Origin of the sequence: Colwellia sp. BRX8-7, assembly GCF_014077275.1 — a bacterium.
Taxonomy (GTDB): Bacteria; Pseudomonadota; Gammaproteobacteria; order Enterobacterales; family Alteromonadaceae; genus Colwellia_A.
In genome coordinates this window covers 45,720-58,186 of record NZ_JACGVP010000015.1, presented here as the reverse complement: position 1 = coordinate 58,186, position 12,467 = coordinate 45,720, and the positions used below count along the sequence as shown (strand labels likewise).

General features: G+C 39.9%; 10 protein-coding genes. 1 reads left to right on the top strand and 9 read right to left on the bottom strand.

Translation table 11 applies throughout. The annotated features are described in order from the left end of the window. Positions 1-19 precede the first annotated feature (19 nt). Complete coding sequence (locus H4J57_RS14855) at positions 20-469, bottom strand: GNAT family N-acetyltransferase (protein WP_259366868.1); 450 nt, start codon at positions 467-469, stop codon at positions 20-22. Next, on the bottom strand, positions 459-1,355 hold the full coding sequence (locus H4J57_RS14850; RefSeq protein ID WP_182243472.1) for a DMT family transporter: 897 nt from the start codon (positions 1,353-1,355) through the stop codon (positions 459-461). Before H4J57_RS14850 ends, H4J57_RS14855 begins: the two co-directional genes overlap by 11 nt. A 203-nt stretch (positions 1,356-1,558) precedes the next feature. Here H4J57_RS14850 and H4J57_RS14845 point away from each other — a divergent pair, with 203 nt between their 5' ends. Beyond that, positions 1,559-2,011 (top strand): isoprenylcysteine carboxylmethyltransferase family protein, encoded by a 453-nt coding sequence (locus tag H4J57_RS14845; RefSeq protein ID WP_182215663.1) that lies wholly within the window; start codon positions 1,559-1,561, stop codon positions 2,009-2,011. 111 nt (positions 2,012-2,122) lie between these two features. On the opposite strand, the gene H4J57_RS14840 is transcribed toward H4J57_RS14845, so the two are convergent. The 7 genes from H4J57_RS14840 to lpxB all read right to left on the bottom strand — a co-directional run bounded on the left by H4J57_RS14840 (position 2,123) and on the right by lpxB (position 12,465). After that, positions 2,123-2,692: an alkylphosphonate utilization protein gene (locus H4J57_RS14840; protein WP_070374039.1), complete on the bottom strand. Its 570-nt coding sequence runs from the start codon at positions 2,690-2,692 to the stop codon at positions 2,123-2,125. A gap of 316 nt (positions 2,693-3,008) precedes the next feature. Continuing rightward, positions 3,009-4,247: a serine/threonine transporter SstT gene (sstT, locus tag H4J57_RS14835; RefSeq protein ID WP_182215661.1), complete on the bottom strand. Its 1,239-nt coding sequence runs from the start codon at positions 4,245-4,247 to the stop codon at positions 3,009-3,011. Between the two features lie 108 nt (positions 4,248-4,355). Next, positions 4,356-5,726 carry a tRNA lysidine(34) synthetase TilS gene (gene tilS, locus H4J57_RS14830; RefSeq protein WP_182243471.1) on the bottom strand — a complete coding sequence of 457 codons (1,371 nt, stop codon included), beginning with the start codon at positions 5,724-5,726 and terminating at the stop codon, positions 4,356-4,358. A 129-nt stretch (positions 5,727-5,855) separates the two neighbouring features. Next, on the bottom strand, positions 5,856-6,812 hold the full coding sequence (accA, locus tag H4J57_RS14825) for an acetyl-CoA carboxylase carboxyl transferase subunit alpha (protein ID WP_070374042.1): 957 nt from the start codon (positions 6,810-6,812) through the stop codon (positions 5,856-5,858). A 171-nt stretch (positions 6,813-6,983) separates the two neighbouring features. Then, entirely contained in the window at positions 6,984-10,541 is a 3,558-nt protein-coding gene (dnaE, locus tag H4J57_RS14820) for a DNA polymerase III subunit alpha (protein ID WP_182215657.1), read from the bottom strand. Continuing rightward, a complete protein-coding gene (rnhB, locus tag H4J57_RS14815) occupies positions 10,541-11,266 on the bottom strand; it encodes a ribonuclease HII (RefSeq protein WP_182215656.1) in 726 nt (241 codons plus the stop codon). Before rnhB ends, dnaE begins: the two co-directional genes overlap by 1 nt. Beyond that, positions 11,263-12,465, bottom strand: coding sequence for a lipid-A-disaccharide synthase (gene lpxB, locus H4J57_RS14810; RefSeq protein ID WP_182215654.1), 1,203 nt, complete (start codon positions 12,463-12,465; stop codon positions 11,263-11,265). Before lpxB ends, rnhB begins: the two co-directional genes overlap by 4 nt. Positions 12,466-12,467 lie beyond the last annotated feature (2 nt).

Genomic DNA, 12,467 nt, shown 5'->3' with positions numbered 1-12,467 from the left:
TTTAATTACTGGCCTTATTTTATTGTAACCAGCGCATTTGATACTCAACTTCATTCTGGCCAGTGACAACAAAACCATGGCGTAAATATAAAGAAATAACTGGATTTGCTAACAAAACATTTAATGTTATTGGTAGTTTTAACTCTTTTGCTTTTCTTTTAATTAAGGCTAAAACCTTACCACCAATTCCTTTTCCTTGATGTATTGGTATGATTTGCAGCTGCCTGATGTGTAATTTATTCGCTAATACGGCTATTTTTATTAAGCCTATAGGCTCATTGTTCATCAAAATAATAGTTGAATCTGCAAAAAATTCATTCACTCGTTCAAGGTGTTGCTGATCAGATAAATCCAAACCTGCAGCAATAAGATGTTCGCCCATTGAGGCTTTTCTTAATTGTAATAAATAGCCGATATCACTCTGCTGGGCTTGTCGAAATCCTATGGTTACTTTTTCATCACTGAGCATATTTATTACGATGGTGTTTAATCACTGAATCGCCCCATTGATAAATAGCTAAACCAGCAATGATAGCTAATGCGCCAACGATTAAATTAAAATTAATCGTTTCATTATTTAATAGTAACCCCAGTGAAATGGCAATCACTGGGGTGATCATAGTGATCAATGCCACCGCACTCGCTTTTAGGCGTTGTAATATATAGAAATAAGCAATAAAACCCACTAAAGAGCCAATAACACCAAGATAAACGACACTTAATATTGATTTGTTACTCCATGTTTGATGCGCAATATTGCCATCGAAAATAAGCCAAACTAAGGTAAATAAAGGTAAGCTTAATAATAGTGAACCCAGGGTTGTTGCCATAGGGTTTATAGCAACTTCAACACTTTTTACCAATACACCACTTAAACTAAAAAATGAAACAGCAATCAATACCGCGATAATGCCAATATATCCATCATCTTTAAGTGATATTTTATCAAAACATACCGTAGCTAAGCCGCAGATAGCGATCGCCAATGCTATTTTTTTTGCTGGTGATAATGCAGACTCAGCCAAAATGCGCTGACTTAGTACCCCAGATAAAATAGGTGCCAAGCCGAACATTAACGACATCAGCCCAGAAGAAATATAGCCAGCGGCTAAATACGCAAATAACATCCCGCCAAAAATACCTATCGCTGAAAAACTATAAAGTTTAAGCGCACTTTTATGCCAAGGAAGCTCAATACGAAAAGCTTTCAGTATTAACCAGCCAGGTACAACCGCAATCAGCATCCGCAACAAAACCGCTAAGGTTGGATGAATAGTTTCACTGCTCCACACTATCGCTAGTGGTGTTGTTGACCAGATAAGAATAACGGCAAAATAAGCGATGGGGACTGACATTTCATAAATCCTTTATCGGTACTATATTGAAAATTTAACCAGAAGAAAACCAAAGAAACATAACGAGTATACAAATGAACAATGGCGATATTATCTGACGACGTCAATAACACCTAAAAATAAACTTATCGAATAGTGTGCTTAATAGCCACTAATACCTGCTAAAATAACAGCCAATAAACTTTTTAAGCTTAAGGTAAATCATGGAGTTAAAAGTAATACCCGTTGTGCAGATATTAATAGCCGTGTTATTAATGATGATTTTTTATAAAATATCACCCGACCTCACCTTGAGCTGGCCGGCTCATGTGCCAGTTGCCCTCGCGCTGTTATTTATCGCGATAGTTGTGGGCCTTTGTGCAATAGTCAGTTTTAAAAAACACAAAACAACTGTTAACCCCACTAAACCAGAAACAAGCTCAACCGTGGTAAGTTCTGGTATATATTCATTTTCAAGAAATCCAATGTATTTAGCCATGCTGATTTCACTGATCTCGCTCGCTTATTACTTACAACATTTAGCATCTTTACCTATTATTTTAATATTTATTGGCTACATGACACGTTTTCAAATAATCCCCGAAGAAAAAATGTTAACAAAAATATTTGGTCAACAATACCGTGATTATCAGCTAAAAGTAAGACGTTGGTTATAAACGATATGAGTAAGACAGTAAAACCGCAATGTTGGGGCTTTACTGACTTACTTTGATGCTTTTTTTGACTTTACATAGCTTTTTAAGGCGATTATAAACAGCAAGTTTTGCTTAAGCTTTTTTCAGATACGCCGAGACTAAAACAATACGTGTACCGTTAACTTTTCCTTCAATATGCTCAGGATTATCCGTTAAGGTAATGCCACGCACCATAGTGCCCTGCTTAGCCGTAAAGTTAGCGCCTTTAACTTTTAAATCTTTAATCAAGGTAACATCGTCGCCGTCTTGTAAATCAGTGCCATTACTGTCTCTTGTTGGCCCCTCTCGCTCAGCAGCGGCAATGCCTTGCTCAGCCCAAGTTTTAACATCATCTTCCATGTAAATCATTTCTAAAGCGTCTTGTGCCCAACTCTCTGCTGACAGTTTATGAAGCAAGCGATACGACATAACTTGCACAGCAGGTTCTTGATTCCACATACTGTCGTTCAAACAACGCCAGTGACTTACATCCATTGCAGTGTCACCATTAATTTGTGCTGTGCATGTAGCACATAGATATACACATTGCTGAGCACTTAAGTCGCTGGTTGGTGGCACAGGAAACACCGCTAATTGTTCAGTTGACGTACATAATTCACAGCTAGCATTACTGCGTGCTTTTAAGGCATTTTCGGTAGGCATAATATTAATTCACTAATTTTTGAAGAAGATTTTTCGCTATTATGCTCCTAATTCAGTGATTTAAAAAGTGCTGATTAAAAACGGGGAATAATTGACCTGAGCCATTATTTAAAGGCTGCACTTTACTCTGGCTAAAACGTGACCGTATAGCTTAGTTGCTGAATACTAAAGTGGCGGTATAGCTTGTTGCTGAATATTAAAGTGAAAGTATAGCTTTGTTACAGGGCTATAAAGTGGCAAAAAAGCTATCACCCTGAATTAGCTTCAGGGTCTAAAATCAACCACCTCTATATGAGGTGGTTAACGAAGACTTCATTTATTCTAGATTTTTAGTGATGTGATGCGAAGCGGCTGCGGTGAAAATAACATCGGTAGAGCTATTTAAGGCTGTTTCGGCAGAGTCTTGAATAACACCAATAATAAAACCTATCGCGACTACTTGCATAGCAATATCACTGTCTATACCGAATAAACCACAGGCTAATGGAATAAGTAACAATGAACCACCTGCAACACCAGAAGCACCACAAGCTGATACTGAGGCGATGACACTCAATAAAATAGCGGTTGCAAAGTCAACTTCAATATTTAAAGTATTGGCCGCAGCCAGTGTTAATACCGTAATGGTGATCGCCGCACCAGCCATATTAATGGTGGCACCTAAAGGAATAGAAACCGAATAGGTATCTTCATGTAAATCAAGTTTTTCACACAGCTCCATGTTAACCGGAATATTTGCTGCAGAGCTACGCGTAAAGAAAGCGGTAATACCCGATTCTTTTAAGCAAGTAAATACTAGCGGATAAGGGTTTTTACGCGTAATAAAATAAACGATCAGCGGATTAACCACCAAGGCAATAATAACCATAGATCCTAAAAGTAATAGTACTAAGTGTCTAAACTCACCTAAGGTATCAAAACCTGTGGTCGCAACCGTATTTGCGACTAAGCCCATAATACCTAAAGGTGCAAAACGAATAACCAATTTAACGACACTTGAAATTGCTTCGGCTAAATCATGAACCATGACCTTCGTTGATTCACTGCCTTTTTTCAACGCGAAACCTAAGCCTAAGCCCCACGCTAAAATGCCAATAAAGTTTCCAGTAACAACCGCATTAAACGGATTATCAACAATTTTAAACGCTAAGGTTGATAAGACTTCACCTAGTCCTTGTGGCGGATTAGCACTTGCGCCAATAATATCTAATGTTAACTGTACCGGGAACGCAAAGCTTAGTGCTACAGCAACCAGCGCAGCACTTATTGTGCCGAGTAAATAAAGCCCAACAATCGGTTTTAAGTTAGCATCGCTATTTTGTTTTTGGTTAGCAATAGATGATGCGACTAAAACTAACACCAAAATAGGAGCAACCGCTTTTAGTGCACTAACAAATAAACTGCCGAGTATTGAAAATGACTGTGCAACTTCAGGTAAAACAAGCGCTAAAACAATACCAACAACAAGTGCAATAATGATTTGATTGACGATGTTAATAGCTTTTAGCTTACCAAAAAGTGATGTTTTTTCTACAGAGGTATTTTGTGTTGTCATAGTTTGTCTTATTTTAGTTATTGTTTTTGTTATTAAGATAACGCATCGATGAAAGATTTTTACCACTTATGCACCGACACTGTCTAGTTTATTCGTTACACGGTACCTTTAAAGAGGCAGTTGACCATGCCATGATAGCGTAAATACTGAGTCACTGTTCTCGGCTAGATAGCGCTGACAAACAAACTGTCCGACTACCGCAACCAACTCATTATCATAAAAGATAAAAGGTAACCTTTTTCTCTGCCATGTTGGTATAGCAAGCTCTTGTAAGACTTTCTTTAATGGTCTTGAATGCTGTCGATATTGTGGCAAACACCTTGGGTTTTCGTGAGAAAAACTAATCGTCACTTTTTGTTGCTCTGCCGGTTTTTTTATCACCGACTGCCAGTCACTGTTTTCTTGTACTTGTGCTGATAAATTCGAAAAACTTAACCAACCTAATTGATCGGGAAGACAAACATCTAACGGTTTATCATCGGCTAACAGCGCTAATGCTAGATTTTGTTGCCACAGCGACAGGTCCTGATAGATACCCGTTAGATGTAACTCACCTTGATAACGTCTGATGCAACACTCAGCTAATTGCACAACTGGCGACTTATCCGCTTGTGCATTAAGCTGCTGGCATATTTGCATTAATTGCTTTTGGCTTGGCATTAAAAATCCATGGCAAGATAAAAAATAGCGCAATAGATTTTTAAGACGTGCTTCGCTGAGCTTATTTAAATCAACAACACTCAGCTTATTAGCTGAAGACTGGCAAGCAATTAAATCTTGCTGCGCTAATTCATCGAGTAATTGTTGTGCTTCAAAGCAATGTTCAGCACTGCGTGCAATCGTCTTATTGATGCTTGGCCAACGTTGATTTAACTTAGGTAAAATTTGATGGCGGAGAAAGTTTCTGTCGAAACGCTCATCCGTATTCGATTCATCTTCTATCCAAACTAAGCCATACTCTTTCGCATAGGCTTCAATATCGGCTCGTGAAATAGTTAATAACGGTCTGACCAGTAATTGCTGCCCCAACATCATTTCACTTTGCATCGCTGAGAGCCCTTTCAAACCTGCGCCTCTTTTTAGGGCGAGTAGAAAAGTTTCAGCCTGATCGTCACTGTGATGACCAGTAACAATTAAATCACCGGCTTTAGCTACTGATTTTAGTGCTTGATAGCGGGCATCGCGCGCAAGCGCTTCTAAGCTTTTTTGGGCAACAGCTTGCACGTTTACTTCAATAATGTCTAACGGCAGGCCAAATAGTTGGCATTGAGCTTTAGCAAAGGCTTGCCATTTAACGGCATTAACACTCAAGCCATGATTAACATGACAAACACGAATATCGCTATTAATAGCATGTTGTGTTTTTAAAGCACCAAGGCAATGTAACAGCACTTGAGAGTCGACACCGCCACTGTAGGCAATAAGCAGTGATTTTTGAGGGTGGTTGGAAAAAAAATCTATTAAGGTCTGTTTAATCATAGAATACTTGGTTAATTGACACTGAAAAAAAACTGTAGCCTTAACTTAGAGATAAAATCAGTAAGATAAGGCTACAACTTCATCAGCAAAGCATTCAATACTACTTTGCTCGTGTCGATTTATAACAACTTAACAATAACCGAAAGACATTAATCTGTCATAACGTTTTTCAATTAATTCTTCTTTTGACAAGCCTTCTAGTTCGGCAAGATTTGATTTTAATTCTTGCTTTAAGTTAGCCGCCATAATATCCATATCACGATGCGCACCACCTAATGGCTCTTCAACGATATTATCGATAAGTTCTAATTCTTTAATACGCGTAGCGGTAATACCCATAGCGGCAGCGGCAGTAGGTGCTTTTTCAGCAGTTTTCCACAAGATTGATGCACAACCTTCAGGAGATATTACCGAGTAAGTAGAATATTTCAGCATGTTGACACGGTCACCAACACCAATCGCTAATGCACCACCAGAACCACCTTCACCAATAACCGTACAAACAATCGGCACGGTTAAACGTGACATAACCTTTAAGTTCATCGCTATCGCTTCACTTTGGCCGCGCTCTTCTGCGCCTATTCCCGGGTAGGCACCAGGAGTGTCAATAAAGGTAATAATGGGCATATTAAAACGTTCAGCCATTTGCATTAAGCGTAAGGCTTTACGGTAACCTTCTGGACGAGGCATACCAAAGTTACGTTTAACTTTTTCTGCTGTTGAACGCCCTTTTTGATGACCAATAATCATCACAGGTTTACCGTCTAAACGCGCAGTACCACCAACAATGGCTCTATCATCCGCATAGTGTCTATCACCGGCAAGCTCGTCGAATTCAGTAAAAATGCGTGGTATGTAATCAAGCGTATAAGGACGCTGAGGATGACGTGCCACTCGAGCTGTTTGCCAAGGGTCAAGATTTGCAAAAATCTTTTTGGTTAACTCAGCGTTTTTACCGCGTAATTGAGTAATTTGATCTTCAAGGTCAAGATCTAATTCTTGACCGTTATTGACTAATTGTAGCTCTTCAATTTTGGCATCAAGCTCAGCAATAGGCTGCTCGAAATCTAAAAAATTTAATGACATATGATTATTCTTACCTATGTTCTATGCCGTTTTATAACAACAGCATGATTATTCAAATAGAGTACTTAATAATTTTAATTTGATTATTAAGTTGCTAACAAAGCCGTCATCGACCTTGTTATAAATTTTTTATAATGGTTAACAATAAATAACCCTTTAATGCGCCCTAAATTATTTAAACCTTAAAGTAACGTCGCCATCACCTAATAAGGTTCTTAATTCATGTAATAAAGGGTCTGCAGGCGTAACGCGCCATTGTACGCCTAATTCTAGCATAGCTTTTGCTTCATCTCTTTGATAAAACAACCGAACAGGACACGTACCATCCTTATAAGGTGTTAATACCTCGGTAAATTTATCAATAAAACCTGCGCCTGCCTTGTTTTTATTGACATTAATATCTACTGAAGAGACATAGTTTTCACGAGCATCACCAACCGTCATGATATCTCGAGCGGTCATTGTAATGCCTCCGGAGTATTCATCAAAGCTGACCTGTCCGCTACAGACCAAAATAGCATCACTTACCAGCAATTCAGCAAAATTATCATAGTCATCGGGAAAGAGTCTAATGTCCATGCGAGCGCTTTTATCGTCAAGCGTAACTAAGGCCCATCGTCTGCCGCGCTTATTGACCATGACTCTAACACCTAACACTAAACCAACCGCAACCGTGGTTTTGTCTTTACTGGTCGGTTGCAGACTTACTAACCGTCCAGTCGCATAATGCTTTATTTCACTTAAGAAACGATTAATAGGATGACCCGTTAAATATAAACCTAACGTTTCTTTCTCTGCATTAAGCCAAACTTCTTCAGCCCACATCGGCACATCTTTAAAGGCTTGTCGCGGCTCTGCTGACGCTTCATTAATTAAGCCAAATAAATCATTCTGTCCAACTGCCTGTGCTTTTGCATATTGGTCTGCAGCCTTTATTGCTTCAGGTAATGTTTCAAATAAAACAGCACGATGTGGTACTTCTTTACCGTTGATAATTTTTTTAGGCCCTAAACTGTCCATGGCCCCAGCTTTAACTAATTTTTCTAAAACACGTTTATTAATTTTTTTAAGATCGAGTCGAGCGCAAAAATCAAAAAGATCGGTAAATTCACCGCCAGCTTCGCGTGCGGCAATAATGGCATCAATAGGACCTTCACCCACGCCTTTTACTGCGCCAATACCGTAGACAATTTGATCTTGCTCGTTAACGGTAAATTTATATTGACCGGCATTAACATCAGGAGGCAGTAAATCTATCCCCATATTCCCACATTCATCAACTAGGGTAACAATTTTATCGGTGTTATCTATGTCGGCTGACATTACCGCTGCCATAAATGGCGCAGGGTAATGTGTTTTCATCCATAAGGTTTGATAAGAAACCAGGGCGTAAGCCGCTGAGTGCGATTTATTGAAACCATAACCCGCAAATTTCTCCACCAGATCGAAGATCTTCATCGCAAGTTCGCCGTCAACACCTCGGTTGATCGCGCCTTGCTCAAAGCCATCACGCTGTTTGGCCATTTCTTCAGGTTTTTTCTTACCCATAGCGCGGCGTAGCATATCCGCGCCACCTAACGAGTAACCCGCCAATACTTGCGCAATCTGCATAACCTGTTCTTGATATAAAATAATACCGTAAGTCGGTTCAAGAATAGGCTTTAAGTCAATATGTTGCCAAGTAGCATCCGGATAGCTTACTTCTTCACGACCATGCTTACGTTCAATAAAGTTATCAACCATGCCAGACTGCAATGGCCCCGGTCTAAAGAGCGCAACCAAGGCGATAATATCTTCAAAGCAATCAGGTTTTAATTTGGCAATAAGTGATTTCATACCACTAGATTCGAGCTGAAACACTGCCGTCGTCTCAGATCTTAATAACACTTTAAAACTGGCTGGGTCTTCTAAATTAATGCGGGTAATATCAATAGGCGCTTTGCCTTGTTTTAACAATTTTGCATCAGCCATTTCGATGGCCCACTGCAAAATCGTTAACGTGCGAAGTCCCAAGAAATCAAACTTAACTAAACCGGCATCTTCAACATCATTTTTATCGAACTGAGTTACCGGGTTTTTACCCTCTTCGTCACAGTAAAGTGGCGCAAAGTCGGTAATGGTGGTTGGTGATATAACCACACCACCGGCATGTTTACCAGCATTACGTGTTGTGCCTTCTAAAATACGGCACATATCAATTAAATCTTTGACTTCACTGTCTTGTGCGTAAGCTTCTGGCAACTTAGGCTCTTCTTCAAAGGCCTTGGCTAGTGTCATGCCTGGTGTTGGCGGTATAAGCTTAGAGATGCGGTCAACAAAACCATAAGGGTGACCGAGTACTCGACCAACATCTCGGATAACCGCTTTGGCTGCCATGGTGCCAAAGGTAATAATTTGCGACACGGCATCACGGCCATATAGTTCAGCAACGTGATCAATAACTTCATCACGCCTGTCCATACAGAAATCGATATCAAAATCTGGCATAGAGACACGTTCAGGATTCAAAAAACGTTCAAAGAGCAAATCGTATTCAAGGGGATCTAAGTCGGTGATTTTTTGGGCATAAGCGACCAGAGAGCCTGCACCAGAACCACGACCAGGACCAACAGGAATATTATTATCTTTACTCCACTGAATAAATTCCATCACGATTAAAAAATAACCGGGAAAGCCCATATTGTTAACCACTTTAAGTTCAATGGCTAAACGTTCGTCGTAGGGTTTACGCTTTTCAGCAAAATCTGCTGCGTCTTTATCAAATAAGGTCTCTAAGCGGTCTTGTAAACCTTCTTCAGACACTTTAACCAAGTAATCTTCTATTGATAAACCTTCTGTTGGAAAATCAGGGAGAACATACTCTCCAAGCCTAACCGTAACATTACAGCGTTTGGCGATTTCAACCGTATTCTCAATCGCTTCAGGGATGTCTGAAAATAATTCACACATTTCCTCTTCAGTTCGAAGGTACTGCTCTTTAGAATATTTTTTCGGGCGACGTTTATCGTTGAGGGTAAAACCATCATGTATGGCAACACGTATTTCATGGGCATCAAAGCGCTTAGGAGAAATAAACATCACTTCGTTCGTCGCTACCACAGGGAGTGACGCTTTTTCTGCCAGCTCGACAGCCAAATGGATATAGTTTTCTTCGTTTTCTCTGTTGGTTCTGATCAGTTCAAGATAAAAGCAATCAGGAAAGTAGCTTTGGTAAAAATCGACCATTTTATTGACCAGCTCGAAATTTCCCTTAATCAGCGCTTTACCAATATCACCTTCGCGACCCGCCGACAATAAGATCAAACCCGGAGCATAGTCAATTAACCAATGCTTATCGATAACCGCCTTACCTTGAACATGACCCCGAAGGTAGGCTTTAGAAATGAGTTCAGTGAGATTTTTGTAGCCGACATTATTAGTGGCTAAAACAACAATGCGGGAAAGTTCATTCTCTAATTCATCACTTTTAACCCAGAGATCGCAACCAATAATTGGTTTTATACCCGCGCCGTGAGCAGCATGATAATATTTAACCAGACCACAAAGGTTTGTTTGGTCGGTTAGCGCGATGGCTGGCATCCCTAAAGCTGAGGCTTTGGCGACAATAGGTTTTACTTTATTTAAACCATCACATAATGAATAGTCACTGTGCACTCGCAAATGAATAAATTTTGGTTGAGCTTTGACTGACACTAATTCGGCTGCATCAACTAATACTTGCTCTGACATTAACACTTCACCTGAGAGTCTTCTTGTTTAGTTTTTGTTGGTAAAACACCCTGCATAGCAATAACTTGTGCTACTGGCTTAAAGCTTGCTCGGTAGCAATCAAGTACACCGTGCTCTACTATTTTTTCTAAATGGGCTTTGGTTGGGTAACCTTTATGTTTTGCGAAACCATACTCGGGATGTAATTCATCTAAAGCGAGCATTTCATCATCTCGAACAACTTTTGCAAGAATTGATGCCGCACTTATTTCACTAACCCGATCATCGCCTTTAACCACAGATTGGCTAGCAATGTTGCCGTTCACCTGCATAAAAATAGGGCAACGATTACCATCAACTAAAACATAATCAGGTGTTACTGATAAATCTTGTACTGCTCGCTGCATCGCTAACATAGTGGCATGAAGAATATTTAAGGTGTCTATTTCTTCCGGGCTTGCTCTTCCAACAGCCCAAGCAATAGCTTTTTCTTTGATTTCCACCGCAAGTAACTGACGCTTTTTATCTGATAGTTTTTTTGAATCCATTAAACCTTCAATAGGGTTTTCGGGATCAAGAATAACCGCCGCGGTAACAACGTCACCCACCAAAGGTCCTCGCCCAACCTCATCGACTCCTGCGATACAGTAAGCAATAGGGTATTCAAAAGGTGGGAAAATCTTTTTAGCTTTTGCCACTTTCTTACGGGGGGTTAAACTGGTATCGCTTACCGCTTCATTACTCATTTTGACATTAGATCCATTACAGCTTTCGCCGCTTCTTGACTGGCATTTTGTTTTAAAGCAAGATGAATTTTCATATATTCATCTTCAAGTGACGATTGGTCTTGGTATAAACGTTCTTTAACTAACGGCACAATGTTATCAACGCTGACTTTACCTTGCAGTAATTCAGGTACCAGTGTTTTTTTCGTCAATAAATTAGGTAATGAAAACCATTCTAATTTTACTAGGCCTTTAAACATGTGATAAGTAAAAGCATTGAACTTATAGCAAATCACCATGGGGCGTTTAACTAAAGCAGCTTCCAGTGTTACCGTACCTGAGGCCATGAGTAAACAATCACTGGCAGCCATCACTTGTTGGGTTTTATTAGTAATAATTGTTACCGCTAAATTTGGCGCTATCTTTTCTTTCAATTGGCTAAATTGTTCGGTTCTCTTATCGCTGATCATCGGCACAACAAAATGTAATTGTGGGTCTTGTGCTAAAAGTTGTACCGCAGAAAGTAAGAAAGGCTCGGTTAATCGAGATAACTCACCACCACGACTACCAGGCATAAGCGCAAGTATTTTTTTATCAAGCGGTAAGTTGAGTGCTTGTCTCGCTTCACGCTTATCCGAATGAAATGGAATGTCGTCTGCTAGCGGATGGCCGACAAAAGTACAGGGCACTTCATATTTATCATAGAAATCTTTTTCAAAAGGCAATAACGACAGCACCATATCGGTAGCCGCTTCAATGGTAAAAATACGCTTTTCACGCCAAGCCCAAACAGATGGGCTAACGTAATGAACTGTTTTAATACCCGCTTTCTTTAGTTGTCTTTCTAGCCGTAAATTAAAATCGGGTGCATCGATGCCAATAAACACATCGGGTCTATTATTTATAAACTGCGCGGCTAAACAGTCTTTGACATGAAATAAGCGTTTGAGGCGGCCCAATACTTCAAAAATGCCCATCACGGAAAGCTCTTCCATTTCAAACAAACTTTCGAAACCCAAAGCTTGCATTTTTGGACCACCAATACCGATAAACTTGGCATTAGGATAGACAGATATTAGAGAGCTCATAAGACCAGCGCCGAGCGTATCGCCAGAATGCTCGCCAACAACAAGCCCAAACACGGGGGATTGTTGAGCAGTTGAACTATTTATAATGGGTGATGTTTGGAGAATAGCCTGTTTTTCTACTGTTTTTGTCATTA

Coding starts and splice junctions, on each gene's coding strand:
- H4J57_RS14855 (WP_259366868.1), bottom strand. CDS start 469: ATGCTCAGTGATGAAAAAGTAACCATAGGATTTCGACAAGCCCAGCAG.
- H4J57_RS14850 (WP_182243472.1), bottom strand. CDS start 1,355: ATGTCAGTCCCCATCGCTTATTTTGCCGTTATTCTTATCTGGTCAACA.
- H4J57_RS14845 (WP_182215663.1), top strand. CDS start 1,559: ATGGAGTTAAAAGTAATACCCGTTGTGCAGATATTAATAGCCGTGTTA.
- H4J57_RS14840 (WP_070374039.1), bottom strand. CDS start 2,692: ATGCCTACCGAAAATGCCTTAAAAGCACGCAGTAATGCTAGCTGTGAA.
- sstT (WP_182215661.1), bottom strand. CDS start 4,247: ATGACAACACAAAATACCTCTGTAGAAAAAACATCACTTTTTGGTAAG.
- tilS (WP_182243471.1), bottom strand. CDS start 5,726: ATGATTAAACAGACCTTAATAGATTTTTTTTCCAACCACCCTCAAAAA.
- accA (WP_070374042.1), bottom strand. CDS start 6,812: ATGTCATTAAATTTTTTAGATTTCGAGCAGCCTATTGCTGAGCTTGAT.
- dnaE (WP_182215657.1), bottom strand. CDS start 10,541: ATGTCAGAGCAAGTATTAGTTGATGCAGCCGAATTAGTGTCAGTCAAA.
- rnhB (WP_182215656.1), bottom strand. CDS start 11,266: ATGAGTAATGAAGCGGTAAGCGATACCAGTTTAACCCCCCGTAAGAAA.
- lpxB (WP_182215654.1), bottom strand. CDS start 12,465: ATGACAAAAACAGTAGAAAAACAGGCTATTCTCCAAACATCACCCATT.